This is a genomic window from Actinocrinis sp. (assembly GCF_035653575.1).
In the GTDB taxonomy this organism is placed as follows: domain Bacteria; phylum Actinomycetota; class Actinomycetes; order Streptomycetales; family Catenulisporaceae; genus Actinocrinis.
The window spans coordinates 1-17,861 of the sequence record NZ_DASRBQ010000055.1 but is presented as its reverse complement, the minus strand read 5'-3'; the positions used below and the strand labels follow the sequence as shown (position 1 = coordinate 17,861).

Here is a 17,861-nt window from a genome sequence, read left to right as displayed (position 1 = left end):
CTCGCGACACGGAACGTCACCCCCTCATAGACTGAGTGCATGCAGCACTACTCGGAGCGACTGCTGCTTCACGTGAAGCGAGCCGAGCAAGCCACCCAGGCGGCGAAGGAGGCCGCCGTGCGGGAGGTGGGGATCACCGCCGCGCAGCAGGCGGCACTCGCCGTGCTGAGCGACAACCCCGGCATCAACACCGCGGAGCTGGCCCACCGCTGCGGGGTCACCCAGCAGACGATGAACAGCCTGCTCTCCCGGATGGAGCTGCGCGGCTTCGTGCGCCGCGCTCCGCATCCGGTGCACAACACCCTGGTCGAGATCAAGCTGACCGCGCAGGGCCGGGCGGTGTTCGAGGAGGCGGACGCGCTGGTGGACAAGTTGGAGCAGCGCTTGACCGACGGCCATTCCGAGGCGGAGGTCGCTCTGGTGCGCGACCTGCTCGGCCGGATCGCCGAGAACGCCGCCAGGGTGATGGCCCAGACCGGCTAAGGCCGCGCGGCGCCCGGCGCGGCGTCACCGACGGCGCCCGGGCCTCGCTGTGAGCGTGCACAGCATGATCGCGGCCCGCCCGAGCCGTGTTCGAAATGATCGAGCGGGGCAATATGGGCTTTGGCAGCACCGGCTTAGGTGCCGCCGAACTGCCCAGAGCGCGAGGATGTCGACAGTGCCGAGGACTGCGCATTGAACGGTCGCAAGGTGGATGACGCCGAGGACGCTTCCGTCGGCGGGGGTGCCGACCTCGCCGAGGGCGCGGACCTGAACGACACTGCCTCCTCAAACAACGCTGCCTCTTCGAACAACGCTGCCTCTTCGAGCAACGCTGCGTCTTCGGACAACACCGCGCCCTTGAACAACACCGCCTTCCCGAACGACAGTGCCGACAGCCCGCGCGGCCCCATAGGCCCGGACGTGGAGGCCGCCGCCGAGCACGCCGCGACAATCTCCAGCTCGGCAGTACGCGGCGTGATGCCGCTGTGGCGCAACCGCGACTACGCCGGCTGGTGGATCAGCTCCCTGATCTCCTCGCTGGGCAGCGCGATGTCCCAGCTGGCCTATCCGCTGCTGATGCTCTACGCCACCGGCTCGGTCGCCCGCGCGGGCGTGGTCGGCGCCTGCCTCAACATCGGCGGGCTGTCCACGACCCTGCTCGGCGGGGCGCTCGCCGACCGCTACTCGCGCCGCAGGCTTGCCATCACCGCCGACCTCACCCAGGCGGTCGCCGTCGGCTCGGTGGTGGCAGCCGTGGCCGAGGGCTACGTCAACGTCGTGCACATCGGCGCCGTAGCCCTGATCCAGGGCATGTGCAACGGCATCGGCGGCGCGGCGATGAACCCGGTGCTCAAGCGGATCGTGCCGCCGGAGCAGTTCCAGGCCCTGTCCGCCTCCAAGCAGGGCCGCGAGATGATCTCCCGGCTGGCCGGGCCCCCGCTCGGCGGCGCGCTGTTCTCCATCGGCAAGTGGATACCGTTCCTCGGCGACGCGATCTCCTTCCTGGTCAGCGCGGTGGGCGTGGGGATGATCCGCAAACCGCTCGGCCCCGACCCGGGGGAGGCCGGCGCCGCCAACACCGCCTGGCAGGGCATGCGCGAGGGCTTCGCGTATATCCGCACCAGCGTCTACCTGCGCTTCATCATCATCTGGTCGGCCCTGACCAGCGCCCTGCTCGGCGGCATCGTGCTGCTGGTCATCGCGCTGCTCAAACAGCGCGGCGGCAGCCCCACGACGGTCGGCGCGGTCACCGCGCTGGCCGCGATCGGCGGCCTCGGTGGCGCGCTGATCGCGCCGCTGCTGCTCAAGCGGGTGCCCCCGCGCACCGTCGTACTCGCCGCGTCGTGGATCATCGGCCCCGCGGTGCTCGGCATCGCGGCCGCGCCCCGGCCCTGGGAGATCGGCACGATCGCCGCCTTCCTGGTGTTCCTGATCGTGCCGCTGACGGTGCTGCTGGAGAGCTACCAGCTGCGCATCGTGCCCGACGCGCTGATGGGCCGGGTCTCCTCGGCGCTCAGCTTCGGCACCTCGGGCCTGCTGTGGACCGCGCCGGTGACCGCGGGCGTGCTCGCGGACAACTTCGGCGTGCCGACCGCGATGCTCGTGCTGTCCGGGGCCTTCGTCCTGCTCGCCCTCTGGTCCACCTTCGCCCCCGCGGTTCACCTGCTGGACCGGCCGGACGAAGCCGTCCAGCCCGTGCAGAAGGCCGCGACGAAACGGTAGGGGTCGGCACTAGGGTGCGGTCATGACCGAGCCGACCTTCACCACCCGCCCCGAGCTGTCGGGCACCTTCGGCATGATCGCCTCGACCCACTACCTCGCGACCGCCGCCGGCATGTCCGTGCTCGAACGCGGCGGCAACGCCTTCGACGCCGCAGTGGCCGCGGCCTTCACCCTGCACGTCGTCGAACCGCACCTCAACGGGCCCGGCGGCGAGGTCCCGATGATCCTGGCCACCGCCGCCGACCACACGCCGCGAGTGCTCGCGGGGCAGGGCCCCGCCCCGGCGGCCGCGACCATCGAGCACTTCGAATCCCTCGGCATCGATCTGATCCCCGGCACCGGCCTGCTGCCCGCCACCGTGCCCGGCGCCGTCGGGGCCTGGCTGACCCTGCTGCGCGATCATGGCACCATGCGCCTGCGCGACGTGCTCGACTACGCCCTCGGCTACGCCGCGAACGGGCACCCGCTCGCTCCGGGCGTCGTCGGCACCATCGGCGCGGTCGCGGACCACCTGCGCGAGCACTGGCCCTCCTCGGCGGCCCAGTGGCTGCCCGACGGGCGTGTGCCGCGGCCGGGCGAGCTGTTGCGGCTGCCGGCGCTGGCGGCCACCTACGGGCGCGTGCTGGCCGAGGCGGAAGCGGCCGGACCGGGCCGTGAAGCCCAGATCGACGCCGCGCTGCGCGCCTGGTACTCCGGCTTCGTTGCCGAGGCCGTTGAGCGGTTCTGCCGGGTCCCGGTGCCGGACGAGACCGGACGCGCCCACGCGGGCCTGCTCACGGCCGCCGACTTCGACGCCTGGCGCCCGGGCTACGAACCGACCGTGAGCCTGCCGTGGCGCGGCCTGACGGTCCACAAGGCCGGGCCGTGGACCCAGGGGCCCGTGCTGCTGCAGCAGCTCGGCCTGCTCGACGCGCTCGGCGAGCTGCCGCCGCCCGGCTCGGCTGAACGGGTGCACCGCGTCGTCGAGGTGGCCAAGCTCGCCTTCGCCGACCGGGAGGCCTGGTTCGCGGACCGGCCGGACGTCCCGATCGGGCAGCTGCTGGAGCCGGGATATCTGCGCGATCGGGCAGCGCTCGTCGGCGATCAAGCCTGCGCCGTGCTGCGCCCCGGTGCGCCTGGCGGCCGCCCGCCGCGCCTGCCGGCGTTCCTGAACTCCCCGCGATCAGTGGCCCGAACAGGCGAATCACTGGACGCGATGAGCGCGGTCGAGCGCGCGGGGAGCCGACAGAGAGTCGGCGAGAGCGAAGTCGCCGCGGACGGCTCGACGCGGGGCGATACCTGCCACATCGACGTGGTCGACCGGTGGGGAAATATGATCTCCGCCACTCCGTCCGGCGGCTGGCTGCAATCCTCGCCCACCATCCCTGAGCTGGGCTTTTGCCTGGGAACGCGGGCACAGATGTGCTGGCTCGAGCCCGGCCTGCCCAACTCGCTCGCACCCGGCAAGCGGCCGCGGATCACCCTCAGCCCCTCGCTCGCCTGCCGCGATGGCCGGCCCGTGCTTGCTTTCGGCACGCCGGGCGGGGATCAGCAGGACCAATGGCAGTTGTTGCTGCTTTTGGGCTGGGTCGTCGACGGCCTCGGACTGCAGGCCGCGATCGACGCGCCGGCCTGGCACAGCAACGCAGTGCCCTCATCATTCGCGCCGCGCCAACGCGATCCACTGGGCTTGGCGATCGAGTCAAGATTTTCGCCTGTTACCGTGTCTGAGCTGCGTAAACTCGGTCACGATCCGATTTCGTCAGGGCCTTGGTCGCTGGGTAGGCTCTCGGCCGTATATCGCGATCCTGACACTGGTGTCCTGCGCGCGGCGGCCAATCCACGGGGCATGCAGGGCTACGCCGCGGGCCGCTGAGAGCGCTCCAAGCCGGAACGCGCGGGCCGAAAATTCCGGCGGTCCCGTGCACGCGCCGCCGCGAACTCCGGTACGCTCCGGTTTTATCGCAGACCAGCGGGGGTGTCACCTTGCCACTGAAGCTGTAAGCGACTAGGTTCCGGCAACGGACAACCGAGCCGCCCGGCCGTGCGAACGGCAGGACGACTCAACCCATCGATCCGCATCGACGTCATGAGGTGAATTGGCGTGGCTCTTCCGCCCCTCACACCCGAACAGCGCGCGGCAGCTCTCGAGAAGGCAGCCGCGGCCCGGCGTGAGCGTGCCGAGGTCAAGAACCGGCTCAAGCACTCGGGGGCTTCACTCTCCGAGGTCGTCCGCGAGGGCCAGAAGAACGACGTAATCGGCAAGATGAAGGTCTCGGCCCTGCTCGAGTCCCTGCCGGGCGTCGGGAAGGTTCGGGCCAAGCAGATCATGGAGCGGCTGTCGATCTCCGAGACCCGCCGGGTCCGGGGCCTCGGCGCCAACCAGATCGCTGCGCTCGAGCGCGAGTTCGGCGGCGCCAAGTAGTCGGACTCCGAACGCTGCGCGCGAGCGCAGCGGTCGGGCCGTCTACCCGGCGCGACCGCGCCGAGAGGACCCAAGACGGGCTTTCGGGCATTGCTCCGGTCCTTCTCGGCGCGGGTGTACCCGCCCCGCGCGGCGCCGTGGGGTAACCTCGGTGCGCGTGAGCTCCACGCAAACCGGTGAAGGTGAACCGTCGACGCCGCCGGCCCCCCAGGGCCTTGACACGCGTCTCGACCCGGGCCCGCATTCCGGCCGGCCCGCCACCCGGCGGGCACCGGACCGGCCCGACGGCCGCGCCGAGGCCCCCCGCAGGCTGACGGTCCTGTCCGGTCCGTCCGGAGTGGGCAAGAGCACGGTGGTCGCCCACCTGCGCACCGCCCATCCGGAGATCTGGCACTCGGTCTCGGTCACCACCCGGCACGCGCGCCCCGGCGAGATCCACGGCGTGCACTACTTCTTCACCGACCAGCAGGGCTTCGACAAGCTGGTGGCGAACAACGAACTGCTCGAATGGGCGCAGTTCGCCGGCAACCGCTATGGCACCCCGCGCCAGCCCGTGCTGGACCGGCTCGCCGCGGGCGTGCCCACCCTCCTGGAGATCGACCTGCAGGGCGCCCGCCAGGTGCGCGCCGCCATGCCGGAAGCGCTCCAGGTCTTCCTCGCTCCGCCGAGCTGGGAGGAGCTGGTACACCGGCTCACCCGCCGCGGCACCGAGCCGCCCGAGGTGGTCGAGCGCAGGCTGGCCGCGGCCCGGGTCGAGCTGGCCGCGGAGTCCGAGTTCGACGTGACCCTGGTCAACACATCCGTGCAGGACGTGGCGCGGGAACTGGTAAACTTGATGGGCCTGTCCTAGGCGGATGCGCCGCGGCAGGAACCTCTTTTCCCGATCGGAAGGTCTCCTTCGTGTCCGTCACCGAGCCCGAGGGCATCATCAACCCGCCGATCGACGAGCTGCTCGAGGCGACCGACTCCAAGTACAGCCTGGTGATCTACGCGGCCAAGCGGGCTCGTCAGATCAACGCCTACTACTCGCAGCTCGGCGAGGGGCTGCTGGAGTACGTCGGCCCGCTGGTCGACACCCACGTGCACGAGAAGCCGCTGTCGATCGCCCTGCGCGAGATCAACGCCGGGCTGCTGACGGCGGAGCCGGTCGAGCAGGCCTGAGCCTCCGGTGCCCAAGCCGCGCGTCGTCCTCGGCGTAGGCGGCGGGATCGCCGCGTACAAGGTCTGCGAGGTACTGCGGCGGTTCACCGAGTCCGGCCACGACGTGCAGGTCGTGCCGACCGCCGCCGCGCTGCGCTTCGTCGGCGCGCCCACCTGGGAGGCGCTGTCCGGGCATCCGGTCTCGACCGAGGTCTGGGACCGGGTCTCCGAGGTGCCGCACGTGCGCCTCGGCCAATCCGCCGACCTGGTGCTCGTCGCCCCGGCCACCGCCGACCTGCTCGCGAAGGCCGCCCACGGCCTCGCCGACGACCTGCTCACCAACACGTTGCTGACCGCGCGCTGCCCCGTGGTGTTCGCCCCGGCGATGCACACCGAGATGTGGGAGCACCCGGCCACCCGCGAGAACGTCGCCACGCTGCGGCGGCGCGGCGCGATCGTGCTCGACCCCGCCGTCGGGCGGCTCACCGGCGCCGACTCGGGCCCCGGCCGGCTGCCGGAACCCGCGGAGATCTTCGAGGCCGCGGTCGCCGTGCTGCGCCGCGGCGGGTCGCTGCCCGAGGACCTGCTCGGACTGCGGGTCGTCATCTCGGCGGGCGGTACCCGCGAACCCCTGGACCCGGTGCGGTACCTCGGCAACCGCTCCTCCGGCCTGCAGGGGTACGCGCTGGCCGCCGCGGCGGTGGCCCGCGGCGCCGAAGTCACCGTCATCGCCGCGAACGTCGCCCTGCCGGATCCGGCCGGAGCCAAGGTGATCCGGGTCGGCACCGCACTGGAGCTGCGTGACGCCATGCGCGCCGCGGCCGCCGACGCGCAGGTGATCGTCGCCAACGCCGCGGTCGCCGACTTCCGGCCCAAGAACTACGCCGCGTCGAAGATCAAGAAGTCGGACGAGTACTCGGCTCCGGTCGTCGAGCTGGTCCAGAACCCGCACGTGCTGCGGGAGCTCGGCCGCGACCGGCTCGCGCCGGGCCAGACCGTGGTGGGCTTCGCCGCGGAGACCGGCGACGAGCGCGACTCCTTCCTCGACCTCGGCCGCCGCAAGGTGGCCGCGTACGGCGTGGACCTGCTCGTGGTCAACGAGGTCGGCGCGGACAAGGTCTTCGGCCAGCAGGTCACCCAGGGCGTCATCGTCGGCGCGGACGGCGTGGAGACCGAGGTCCCGCTCGGTTCCAAGCGCGCCCTCGCCGACGCCGTCTGGGACCGGGTCGCGCGACTGCGCGGCAGCGGCGTCGCAGAGGGCTGAGGCGCTTTCCAATCCCGGACGCGGGCGCCCGCCATGGAAACTGGCACAGCTGTTCTGCGCGCATCGCGTGCGGTAACTGCGTCGCCACGAGCGTAAACGCCGAAGCCGCCCGCTAAGCACGCGGCCCCGGTACCCTACTTCTGGGGGTACCCAAGCGCCTGGTGTGCACGGATAGACTGGCGCGTGCACGCGCGCGGGTCCAATGGCCCCCGCCATTAAGTCAGCAGCCGCTGCGAGAAGGAGCCGACCCGTGGTCCGTCCGGACACCGCCCGCCGCCTGTTCACCTCCGAATCCGTGACGGAGGGGCATCCCGACAAGATCGCCGACCAGATCTCCGACTCCATCCTCGACGCGCTGCTCAAGGAGGACCCGGCCTCGCGCGTGGCGGTGGAGACCATGATCACCACCGGCCAGGTGCACATCGCCGGCGAGGTCACCACCTCCGGATACGCCGACATCCCCACGATCGTGCGCGAGACGATCCTGGGCATCGGCTACGACTCCTCGAAGAAGGGCTTCGACGGGGCGTCCTGCGGCGTGTCCGTGTCGATCGGCTCCCAGTCCCCGGACATCGCGCAGGGCGTCGACGCGGCCTACGAGTCGCGGGTCGACGGCGGCGTGGACGAGCTGGACCTGCAGGGCGCCGGCGACCAGGGCCTGATGTTCGGGTACGCCTGCTCGGACACCCCCGAGCTGATGCCGCTGCCGATCGCGCTGGCGCACCGGCTGGCCCAGCAGCTCGCCGCGGTGCGCAAGGACGGCACCGTCGCCTACCTGCGCCCGGACGGCAAGACGCAGGTCACCATCGAGTACGACGGCGACCGCCCGGTGCGCCTCGACACGGTCGTGGTCTCCTCACAGCACGCCTCGGACATCGACCTGGCCACCCTGCTGACCCCGGACGTCAAGGAGTACGTGGTCGACCACGTGCTCGCCGAGTTCCAGCGCGGCGGCCTCGACATCGACACCGAGGGCTACCGGCTGCTGGTCAACCCGACCGGCCGCTTCGAGATCGGCGGCCCGATGGGCGACGCCGGCCTGACCGGCCGCAAGATCATCGTCGACTCGTACGGCGGCATGGCGCGGCACGGCGGCGGCGCGTTCTCCGGCAAGGACCCGTCGAAGGTGGACCGCTCCGCGGCGTACGCGATGCGCTGGGTGGCCAAGAACATCGTCGCGGCGGGCCTGGCCTCGCGGGCCGAGGTGCAGGTCGCCTACGCGATCGGCAAGGCCGCCCCGGTGGGCCTGTTCGTGGAGACCTTCGGGACCGAGACCGTGTCCGTGGAGCGGATCCAGCAGGCCGTCGGCGAGGTCTTCGACCTGCGCCCGGCCGCGATCATCCGCGACCTGGACCTCAAGCGCCCGATCTACGCGCAGACCGCCGCCTACGGCCACTTCGGCCGGGAGCTGCCGGACTTCACCTGGGAGCAGGCCAACCGGGTCGAGGCCCTCAAGTCGATCATCGGCTGAGCTGATCTTCGGGTAAGTTTCACTCGTGGCACAGACCTGACGGGACATCAGATTTGATGTCCCGTCAGGTGCGTTCGGTGGCCTTCCGTTGTCGGCCCGGTCCGGTACAAAGGACGGATGAACCACGCGGGCGAGCAGATGGCGCTCGTCCGCGCCGAGGCCGCACGCGGCAAGGCGCGGGCGGCTGACGCGAACCCGACGGCCTCGATTCCGGCGCAGCGTCAGCCGGTCGCCAAGGTCATCGTGGACGTCGAACCCGCCCATCTCGACCGGCTCTGGGACTACACCGTCCCCGCGAAACTCGCCGAGGCGGCCCAGCCGGGCGTGCGGGTGCGGGTTCGGTTCGCCGGCCAGCTCGTGGACGGCTACCTCTGGGAGCGCGCCGAGCAAACCGACTTCGCCGGCCGGCTCGCCCCGCTGCACAGCGTCGTCTCGCCGGAGCCGGTGCTGACGCAGGAGATCGGCAAGCTGGCGCGCGCCGTGGCCGACGCGTACGCCGGAACCGTCGCCGACGTCCTGCGCCTGGCGATCCCGCCGCGGCACGCCCGAGCGGAGAAGGCCGCGCCGCGTCCGCCGATGAGCGGCCCGCTCCCCGCATACGACCCACAGCCGTGGAAGTACTACACGAACGGCCCCGAGCTTCTCGCCGCGCTGGCCGCAGGACAGAGCCCGCGCGCGGTGTGGGCGGCGCTGCCGGGCATCGCCCCGGTCACTAGCGGGGAATCAGATCGCGCCGCGGTCGGCCCCGACTGGTCGCGAGCCCTAGCCACGGCCGTACACGCCACGTTGAACAGCGGTCGCAGCGCCCTGATCGTGGTCCCCGACGGCCGCGACGTCAGCCGCATGGACGCCGCGCTCGCCGAACTGCTCGGTCAGGGCCGGCATGTCGCGCTGACCGCCGACCTCGGCGCGGGGGAGCGCTACAGCCGCTGGCTCATGGCCAAACGCGGCGACGTGCGCTGCGTCGTGGGCACTCGCGCCGCCATGTTCGCGCCACTGCCCAACCTCGGACTCGTCGCGCTGTGGGACGACGGCGATTCCTCACTGGCCGATCGCGCCGCTCCCTACCCGCACGTGCGCGAGGTGCTCACCATCCGCGCGCACCAATCCGGCGCGGCAGCGCTGATCGGCGGGTACACAGTCACGGCGGAAGGCGCACAGCTCGTCGCGCGCCGCTGGGCCAGACCCGTCGCCGCGCCCCGCGCCGTCGTGCGCGAACACGCCCCGATGATCCGCACCGTCGACCCCGACCGGGACACCGCTCGCGACGCGGGCGCCGCCATCGCGCGCATCCCCGCCCTCGCGTGGCGCGTCGCCCGAGACGGCCTCCAGCGCGGACCCGTGCTCGTGCAAGTCCCACGCACCGGCTACCTGCCCGCCCTCGCCTGCGTGCGCTGCCGCGAACCCGCGCACTGCGCACACTGCCACGGCGCCCTCGCCCTCGCCGGTGCGGCCGACTCGGCGCGCTGCCGTTGGTGCGGCAAGATCGCCGAACGCTGGCGCTGCGACCGCTGTGGAGCCGGCCGGTTCCGCGCGCGCGCCACCGGCGCGGCCCGCAGCGCCGAGGAACTGGGGCGGGCCTTCCCGGGCGTGACCGTACGGCTGAGCCGAGGCGGAGCGATCCTGACCGAGGTCGGGCCGGAACCCGCGCTGATCGTCGCGACCCCGGGCGCCGAGCCGGTCGCCGCCGGCGGTTTCGCCGCCGCGGTGCTGCTCGACGGCGACCTGCTGCTCGGCGTGCCGACCCTGCGCGCGGCCGAACAGGCACTGCGGCGCTGGCTCGCGGCCGCCGCGCTGGTGCGCCCCGCGGCGGAAGGCGGCGTGGTCGCGATCGCCGCCGAGCCCTCCGCCGCTCCGGTACAGGCCCTGGTGCGCTGGGACCCGGCCGCCTTCGCCCGCCGGGAACTGGCCGACCGCGCGGAACTCGGCTATCCGCCCGCCGCCCGGATAGCGGAACTGACCGCGCCGTACTCGGCCCTGGACGAGTTCATGACCACGCTCACGCTGCCCGACGACGCGGAAATCCTCGGCCCGACCCCCGTGCCCAACGGCGGCGAGCCGGGCGAACAGCAGCATCGAGTGCTGATCCGCTGCGCCCGGGCCGGCGGCCGGAGACTGGCCGAGGCGCTCAAGGCGACGCAGGGCGTGCGCACGGCCCGCAAGGCCCCCGCACACGTCCGGATCCGGATCGACCCCGCCGACCTGGCCTGACGCGCGCCGCGAGCGCGGGCGCAGCGGCACGGCGGGTGCCCCGACTTCGTTACACTCGACCCAACGGGACGGGCGCGGCCAAGACGAGACGAACGGACGGCGAACCAGTGGCGATCCAGCAGATCCGGCTGTTCGGCGACCCGGTTTTGCGCACCAAGGCCGATCCGGTGGTCGACTTCGACAAGGAGCTGCGCCGGCTCGTTAAGGACCTGACAGACACCATGCTGGACGCCCCGGGCGCCGGCCTGGCCGCCCCGCAGATCGGCGTCTCGCTGCGGGTGTTCACGTACAACGTGGACGGCGAGGTCGGGCATCTGATCAACCCACAGCTGGACCTGTCCGACGAGCTCCAGGACGGCGACGAGGGCTGCCTGTCCATCCCCAACCTCGCGTTCCCGTGCACGCGTGCGCTGCGCGCGGTGGCCCGCGGGTACAACGAGTACGGCGACCCGGTGCTGATCGAGGGCAGCGAGAAGCTGGCCCGGTGCTTCCAGCACGAGACCGACCACCTCGACGGCATCCTGTTCGTCGACCGGCTCGACCGGGAGACCCGCAAGGCCGCGCTGCGCGCGATCCGCCAGGCGGACTGGGCCAACGGCGGCCGCACCGAGTCCGGCGCGAACGGCGAGGCGGCCAAGATCCCGCAGATCAAAGCCTCGCCGCACCCGACCTTCGGCCAGGCGCGCTAAGCGGCAGCGAGCTGCGCACGGGCGGGGCGGCACGAGCGGGGTCGGGTCGGGATCGGGATGGCGGAGGAAGTCGAACCATGAGGGTGCTGTTCGCGGGGACGCCGGAGCCGGCCGTCCCGTCGCTCAAGGCGCTGTTGGACTCCCGGCACGAGGTCGTCGCGGTGCTCACCCGGCCCGACGCGCCGACCGGCCGCGGCCGCCGGCTGGAGCCCTCCCCGGTGCGCCGGGTGGCTGACGAGGCGGGAATCGAAGTGCTCACGCCGCCGCGCCCGCGCGATCCCGCGTTCCTCGCCCGGCTCGCCGAGTTGGCCCCTGACGCCTGCCCGGTCGTCGCTTACGGCGGCCTTATTCCGCCCGCGGCGCTCGAGGTCCCGCGGCACGGATGGATCAACCTGCACTTTTCGCTGCTGCCCGCGTGGCGCGGCGCGGCCCCGGTGCAGCACGCGATCCTGGCCGGTGACGAGGTCACCGGCGCGTGTACCTTCCGTCTCGAGGAGGGCCTGGACACCGGCCCGATCTTCGGCACCGTCACCGAGGAGATCGGCCGCACCGACACCAGCGGCGACCTGCTGGAACGGCTCGCCGTCGATGGCGCGCGGCTGCTCGTCGCCACCCTGGACGGGATTGAGGAGGGCCGCCTTAACGCGGTCCCGCAGCCGGCCGAGGGCGTCTCGCACGCGCCGAAGCTGACGACCGACGACGCGCGGATCGACTGGAAGACCCCCGCGCTGCACATCGACCGGCAGGTGCGCGCGTGCACTCCAGCCCCGGGCGCTTGGACCACCCTGGGCGGCGAACGGGTCAAGATCTTCCCGGTCACGCCGATCCCGGGTATCACCGACGTCGAACCCGGCACGATCGTCAGCGACAAGCGCGGTCTCCAGGTCGGCACCGGCTCGGGGCACACTGTGCGACTGGGTGACGTACAGGCGCAGGGCAAGCGGCGCATGGCGGCCGCCGACTGGGCGCGAGGGCTGCGGCTGCACGACGGCGCACGGTTCGAGTAACTGTCCGGCCGACCGGTGAGGCAGTTCCGCTCGCCTGGCCTTGCGCGGCCTTGCGTGGCCAAGCGCGGCCAAAACGACCTCTCGCGCACGGGATAATGGTCTGATGCGCACCGACCCAGCCCGACTCGCCGCCTACGACACCCTTCGCGCGGTGGCCGAGCGTGAGGCCTACGCCAACCTCGTGCTGCCCAGGCTGCTCGCCGAGCGGCGGCTCGACGCGCGCGACGCGGCGCTCGCGACCGAGCTGGCCTACGGCGCGCTGCGCGGGCGCGGCACGTACGACGCGATCCTGTCCGCGTGCGTCGACCGGCCGCTCGGGCAGCTCGACCCGGAGGTGCTCGACGTGCTGCGACTCGGCGCGCACCAGCTGCTGGCGACCCGGATCCCGGCCCACGCGGCGGTCGACAGCTCCGTCGAACTGGCCCGCGAGGTGGCGCACGAGGGCGCGGCGCGCATGGTCAACGCGGTGCTGCGCAAGGTGGCGCGGCTAGACCTGCGCGGTTGGGTGGATCGCGTGGCGCCTGATCCGGACCGCGACCCTGAGGGATACCTCGCGGTCTACCGCTCGCACCCGGTGTGGGTCGTCTCAGCACTCTGGGATTCGCTGGCCGCGCACCGCGGCAAGGACGCCGCCTACGACGAGATCGACCGCCTGCTCGAAGCCGACAACGAGCGGCCCGGCGTGACGCTCGCCGCGCGCCCCGGACTCGCCGACCAGGCCGACCTGGTAAAACAGGGCGCTGAACCGGGTCGCTACGCGTCGACCGCCGCGTATCTGCCCGAGGGCGACCCGGCGCGCCTCGAGGCGGTGGCGCGGGGACGGGCCGGCGTGCAGGACGAGGGCAGCCAGCTCGTCGCGCTCGCGCTGATGGCCGCTCCACTCGGCGATCGCCCGGCCGGCGCGGATGGCGTTCGGGACGTCGGCGGCGCCGGTGACGGTGACCTTGACGGTGACGGTGGCGACGATTCGCCCGAGGCCGACTCTTCCAGTACCGATTCTTCCGGCGACGACCGGCGCTGGCTCGACCTGTGCGCCGGCCCCGGAGGAAAGGCCGCGCTCCTCGCGGCCATCGGCGCGCAGCGCGACGCCAGGCTCGTCGCCGCCGAGATCGCCCCGCATCGTGCCCGCCTGGTCAAGCGCGCACTGCAGCCGATCCGCGGCGTGCACAAGGTCGTCACCGCCGACGGAACTCAACCGCCATGGCGTCCCGCGACCTTCGACCGCGTACTGCTTGATGCGCCCTGCACCGGCCTCGGCGCCCTTCGCCGCCGCCCCGAAAGCCGCTGGCGCCGCGAGCCCGCCGACGTCTCCCGGCTGGCCGAACTGCAGAAGAAGCTGCTGGCCTCGGCGCTCGACTCGGCCAGGCCCGGCGGGCTCGTCGCGTACGTCACCTGCTCCCCGCACCTGGCCGAGACCCGCCTCGTCGTCTCGGATGTGCTCGCGCGGCGCGATGACGTCGAACAGCTCGACGCCCGCCCGTACCTGCCGGGTGTCCCGGAGCTGGGCGACGGCCCCGACGTGCAACTGTGGCCTCACCTGCACGACACCGACGCGATGTACCTCGCTCTGCTGCGGCGCGTCTGACCATTACCTCCGGGGCCTGCGGTCACTCGCTTCCCAGCGCGAAGTGCGCCGTCCCGCCGTCTGCGGCCAGGGCGGCCGCGATTCGCGCGAGGTTGGCCTGCCAGGTCGCGTGATCCAGCGCGGGCAGCACGTCGTCCCAGATCGGCATGAACGCCCCGCGCATCTGAAGCATCCCTTCCGGTCTGGCCAGGAACCACCAGTGCAGATGTGACGCGCCGTCACCCCAGCGCATGACGTGGACCCGGCCGACTCCGCCGAGGCCGAGGATCGCCCGCTCGACGCGCTGGATGAGCGGTCCGAGCTGCGCTGATTCCCGTTCGGGCAGGTCGCCAAGGTCGCAGTGAGCACGTGGTTCGAGGACGACGACGGCCGGAGACGCGCTCGGTTCGGCCAGCGCGTGCAGCCGCCATAGCTCGTCGGTCCACAGCTGCGCGTCGTCGCCCGTGGAGCAGGCGGTGCACTCCGGCCCGCCCGGCTCGCCTTTGCGCGGTGGCTCGGGCAGTACTGGTTCGTTCAGAACTTTGATGTGCTGCGGGCCGTCGAACTCGTAGGGGAAGGTGCTCCATGCGCCGAAGTCGTAGCGAGGTTCGACGCGGCGACCGAACGGCAGGTGCTGCAGGTTTGGATGCACGCGCCCGGTTTGCTCGGCTGGCTGCTCGGACTCTGTCGTCATGCGGCCATCAAAGCACCCGGGGATTGCCTCGACACCCGCATTACGGGCAGGCTAGAGCAATGGACGGGGTCGGCGGCGCGGCAGACGGCGAGACAGGGCACGAAGACGACCGCGTTGAGGGCGGCTCATCCGGCAATTCCGGCTCAGGCGGCAAACTGCTGGCGGTCAGCGACTTGCACGTTTCCTACGCGGAGAACCGCTCCATCGTCAAGGCGCTGCGACCGCAGTCGGAAGCGGACTGGCTGCTCGTCGCCGGGGACGTGTCCGAGCGGCTCGCCGATATCGCGCTCGTGCTGCGGCTGCTGACCAGGCGATTCGCGCAGGTGGTGTGGGTTCCTGGCAACCACGACCTGTGGAGTTCGAGCACCGGCGACGACCAGATGCGTGGAGTCGCCCGCTACGACCTCCTCGTTGCGCTGTGCAGGGAACTCGGCGTGCTTACGCCCGAGGATCCGTACCCCATCTGGCATGGAGCCGGCGGGCCGGTGCGTATAGCGCCGCTGTTCGTGCTCTACGACTACACATTCCGGCCGCCCGGTACCAGCACGAAGGAAGAAGGACTCGCCTACGCGTACCGCACCGGGGTCGTCTGTAACGACGAGTTCCGGCTGCACCCGGATCCGTACCCGTCGCGTGAGGCGTGGTGCCGAGACCGGGTCGCGTTAACGCAGCAACGATTGGACGAGTGCGATCCATCGGTGCCTCTTGTGCTGGTCAACCACTATCCGTTGGTGCGTGAACCGACCAAGATTCTGCGCTATCCGGAATTCGCGCAATGGTGCGGTACGTCGGCAACGGCGGATTGGCATACGCGGTACAACGTCGCGGCTGCCGTCTATGGGCATCTGCACATTCCACGCACAACGTGGCATGACGGAGTGCGATTCGAAGAGGTATCGCTCGGTTATCCCCGCGAATGGAGCGCACGACCGGCCGCGCCCGTTCTGCCGCGCGAGATCCTTCCGGGTGCGAAAGACGGGTTCGCCAACGGTCGCCGTGGCGATGGCAGCGAGACCGGCAGAGCCGCCATGGCGGCCGGCGGCTAGCCGAACAGACCAGGACCCGCGGGCTCGCTCGCGGCGCACTCAAGATCGGCGAGCTGCGCGATCGTCGCGGCCTCGGCAGGGTCGGCCGGGGTGTCTAAGAAGGCGTCGATGATCTCGCGCACGAGCGTCTCGGTCGCCAATCGGTAGCTGAGCACGAGGACGTTGGCGTCGTTCCAGCGTCGTGCGCCCCGCGCTGTCTCGGCGTCTACGCACAGCGCGCCGCGTACGCCGGGCACCTTGTTTACCGCGATCGAGGCCCCGGTGCCGGTGTAGCAGAACAACACCGCCCGCTCGGCCCGACCTTCGGTTACCGCGCGGCCCACCTCCTGCGCCACCTGCACCCAGTCGCTTGCCTGATCGGCCAGCGGTCCCGCGGCGAGGACCTTGAACCCGCGCGTCCGCAGGTGCTCGATCGCGGCGTCGGTGGACGTGTTGCGCTCGTCGCTGCCGACTGCGACCAGGCCTTGGCCGGTCGCGGGCTCGCGGTCCGGTGCTTCGGACATTCGGCTCAGCCTCCTGCGGTTCCTGCTGCGAAGGTCTGCTTCACCGTACCGCGCCGGGCCGGGCGCACTGCGATTCGAACGTGCTCAAAGCCGGTTGACCAGCGCCGGATGCTTGGGATCGTCCATGCGCACGACGACATCAGCGGTGTTCAGCGGGTCAGCCTCGCTCTCGTAACGCTCGAAGGCGGGTAGCGTCCACGCGGCGTCCGGCTCTGTCCGTCTGGCCAGCGCGGCGGGGGAGAGCCACAGGTGTACGGCGAACTCGAACGGCAGGCCGCGGCCGAGCAGAAGCGCGCCGTCGAGCAGCAACACGCCGCCCGGCGCCAGGGTCGTGTATTCGGAGCGGCTGGCGCGGTCGCGCTCGGCGTCCCACAGCGCGGGCAGTACTTTGCCGCTGCCGCCGGGCTCGAGCTGGCCCAGCACCTCCCGGACCAGCCCTTTGGTGTCGAGCCATTCGTCGTAGTACACGTCCGGATCGGTGCGGCCGAACTCCAGCCGAAGCGATGCCGGGCGCAGATAGTCGCGCGCGGAGACGTGCAACGCGGCCCGGCCACGAAGCCGCAGCGGATCGATCAACGCCTGCGCCAAATGGCTCGGCTCCGCGGCCGGCGCCCCGTCGAGCGCCACCCGGACCCACGACTCGCGCGGGTACGCCGCGATCCGGTCAGCGAGCTGTTCGACCAGAAGCTCCGGAGAGATCGCCCGTACGTCCACCGCCCCATCATCGCGGTCCACGGCGGTTGGCCGGAACGGGGCCGGTGGACGACGGCCGGTGCGGCCGGATGACGCGGTAGGCGACAATGGCGTCATGACGGTCCAGATCTCGCCCTCGATTCTCAACAGCGACTTCGCCCGGCTCGCAGACGAGGTCTCCTCGATCTCACGGGCCGCCGACTGGGTGCACGTGGACGTGATGGACAACCACTTCGTGCCGAACCTGACCCTCGGGCTGCCGGTGGTCGAGGCGCTGCTTAAGGCGTCGGACCTGCCGTTGGACTGCCACCTGATGATCGAGGACCCGGACCGCTGGGCCCCCGCCTACGCCGAGGCCGGGGCCGGCTCGGTGACCTTCCACGTCGAGGCGGCCGCCGCGCCGATCCGACTGGCCCGCACGCTGCGCGCCGCCGGGGCGCGGGCCGGGATGGCGCTGCGCCCGGCTACCCCGATCGAGCCCTATGAGGACCTGCTTCCGGAACTCGACATGGTGCTGATCATGTCGGTCGAGCCGGGCTTCGGCGGGCAGCGGTTCCTCGAATCCGTGCTGCCTAAGGTCCGCCGCGCCCGCCAGGCGATCGAACGGCATGGCGGCGAGATCTGGCTGCAGATGGACGGCGGCGTCTCGGCCGAGACGATCGAGCGATGCGCCGAGGCCGGTGCCGACGTATTCGTCGCAGGCTCCGCGGTTTACGCAGCGGACGACCGCGATAAGGCAGTGCGCGAGCTCAGGGCGCTGGCAGAGCGGGCCGCCGGTAACGCGCCCTGGAATGACGCGCACCGCAGCTAAGCAGGCCACCGAAAATAATCCGCTCCCTCCGCACTCCACGCTGAATAAGATCATCGGCATGCGAGTGCTCGAAGAGCTGTTCTCCCTGCGCGACCGCGCCGCGCTGATCACCGGCGGAAGCTCGGGCATCGGCTACGCGATGGCCGAGGCGATCGCGCT

General features: G+C 71.7%; 17 protein-coding genes and 1 pseudogene. 15 read left to right on the top strand and 3 right to left on the bottom strand.

The window, feature by feature from the left end; genetic code table 11:
* Positions 1-39 precede the first annotated feature (39 nt).
* From VFA06_RS07660 to VFA06_RS07605, 12 genes are all read left to right on the top strand, one after another.
* Positions 40-483 carry a MarR family winged helix-turn-helix transcriptional regulator gene (locus VFA06_RS07660; RefSeq protein WP_324839735.1) on the top strand — a complete coding sequence of 148 codons (444 nt, stop codon included), beginning with the start codon at positions 40-42 and terminating at the stop codon, positions 481-483.
* A 207-nt stretch (positions 484-690) separates the two neighbouring features.
* Positions 691-2,205 (top strand): MFS transporter, encoded by a 1,515-nt coding sequence (locus VFA06_RS07655; protein WP_324839734.1) that lies wholly within the window; start codon positions 691-693, stop codon positions 2,203-2,205.
* A gap of 22 nt (positions 2,206-2,227) precedes the next feature.
* Positions 2,228-4,060 (top strand): gamma-glutamyltransferase family protein, encoded by a 1,833-nt coding sequence (locus VFA06_RS07650; RefSeq protein ID WP_324839733.1) that lies wholly within the window; start codon positions 2,228-2,230, stop codon positions 4,058-4,060.
* A gap of 228 nt (positions 4,061-4,288) precedes the next feature.
* On the top strand, positions 4,289-4,609 hold the full coding sequence (mihF, locus tag VFA06_RS07645) for an integration host factor, actinobacterial type (RefSeq protein ID WP_211469867.1): 321 nt from the start codon (positions 4,289-4,291) through the stop codon (positions 4,607-4,609).
* 310 nt (positions 4,610-4,919) lie between these two features.
* Positions 4,920-5,459: a guanylate kinase gene (gmk, locus tag VFA06_RS07640; protein WP_349260100.1), complete on the top strand. Its 540-nt coding sequence runs from the start codon at positions 4,920-4,922 to the stop codon at positions 5,457-5,459.
* A gap of 50 nt (positions 5,460-5,509) precedes the next feature.
* Positions 5,510-5,770 carry a DNA-directed RNA polymerase subunit omega gene (rpoZ, locus tag VFA06_RS07635; protein WP_211469866.1) on the top strand — a complete coding sequence of 87 codons (261 nt, stop codon included), beginning with the start codon at positions 5,510-5,512 and terminating at the stop codon, positions 5,768-5,770.
* Positions 5,771-5,777: 7 nt separating this feature from the next.
* Complete coding sequence (gene coaBC, locus VFA06_RS07630) at positions 5,778-7,013, top strand: bifunctional phosphopantothenoylcysteine decarboxylase/phosphopantothenate--cysteine ligase CoaBC (protein WP_324839731.1); 1,236 nt, start codon at positions 5,778-5,780, stop codon at positions 7,011-7,013.
* Between the two features lie 250 nt (positions 7,014-7,263).
* Complete coding sequence (metK, locus tag VFA06_RS07625; RefSeq protein ID WP_324839730.1) at positions 7,264-8,484, top strand: methionine adenosyltransferase; 1,221 nt, start codon at positions 7,264-7,266, stop codon at positions 8,482-8,484.
* A 117-nt stretch (positions 8,485-8,601) separates the two neighbouring features.
* Positions 8,602-10,695 carry a primosomal protein N' gene (locus VFA06_RS07620; protein ID WP_324839729.1) on the top strand — a complete coding sequence of 698 codons (2,094 nt, stop codon included), beginning with the start codon at positions 8,602-8,604 and terminating at the stop codon, positions 10,693-10,695.
* 107 nt (positions 10,696-10,802) lie between these two features.
* On the top strand, positions 10,803-11,384 hold the full coding sequence (gene def / locus VFA06_RS07615) for a peptide deformylase (protein WP_324839728.1): 582 nt from the start codon (positions 10,803-10,805) through the stop codon (positions 11,382-11,384).
* Between the two features lie 77 nt (positions 11,385-11,461).
* Complete coding sequence (gene fmt, locus VFA06_RS07610) at positions 11,462-12,391, top strand: methionyl-tRNA formyltransferase (protein ID WP_324839727.1); 930 nt, start codon at positions 11,462-11,464, stop codon at positions 12,389-12,391.
* 103 nt (positions 12,392-12,494) lie between these two features.
* On the top strand, positions 12,495-13,976 hold the full coding sequence (locus VFA06_RS07605; RefSeq protein ID WP_324839726.1) for an RsmB/NOP family class I SAM-dependent RNA methyltransferase: 1,482 nt from the start codon (positions 12,495-12,497) through the stop codon (positions 13,974-13,976).
* Positions 13,977-13,998: 22 nt separating this feature from the next.
* Here VFA06_RS07605 and VFA06_RS07600 read toward each other — a convergent pair whose 3' ends face one another.
* Positions 13,999-14,649, bottom strand: coding sequence for a hypothetical protein (locus VFA06_RS07600; protein WP_324839725.1), 651 nt, complete (start codon positions 14,647-14,649; stop codon positions 13,999-14,001).
* Between the two features lie 59 nt (positions 14,650-14,708).
* On the opposite strand from VFA06_RS07600, the gene VFA06_RS07595 reads away from it, so the two are divergent.
* Positions 14,709-15,695, top strand: coding sequence for a metallophosphoesterase (locus VFA06_RS07595; protein WP_324839724.1), 987 nt, complete (start codon positions 14,709-14,711; stop codon positions 15,693-15,695).
* Here the strand turns inward: VFA06_RS07595 and VFA06_RS07590 are convergent.
* Together VFA06_RS07590 and VFA06_RS07585 are read right to left on the bottom strand one after the other, a co-directional pair.
* Positions 15,692-16,198 carry an RpiB/LacA/LacB family sugar-phosphate isomerase gene (locus VFA06_RS07590; RefSeq protein WP_324839723.1) on the bottom strand — a complete coding sequence of 169 codons (507 nt, stop codon included), beginning with the start codon at positions 16,196-16,198 and terminating at the stop codon, positions 15,692-15,694. The genes VFA06_RS07595 and VFA06_RS07590 overlap by 4 nt on opposite strands.
* A gap of 84 nt (positions 16,199-16,282) precedes the next feature.
* A complete protein-coding gene (locus tag VFA06_RS07585) occupies positions 16,283-16,912 on the bottom strand; it encodes a uridine kinase (protein ID WP_324839722.1) in 630 nt (209 codons plus the stop codon).
* A 94-nt stretch (positions 16,913-17,006) separates the two neighbouring features.
* Between VFA06_RS07585 and rpe the strand changes: the two genes are divergently transcribed.
* The gene (gene rpe, locus VFA06_RS07580; protein ID WP_324839721.1) at positions 17,007-17,702 is read left to right on the top strand and encodes a ribulose-phosphate 3-epimerase; all 696 of its coding nucleotides are present in this window, start codon (positions 17,007-17,009) and stop codon (positions 17,700-17,702) included.
* Between the two features lie 58 nt (positions 17,703-17,760).
* A pseudogene (locus tag VFA06_RS25860) lies at positions 17,761-17,861 on the top strand (short-chain dehydrogenase); the annotation flags it as partial.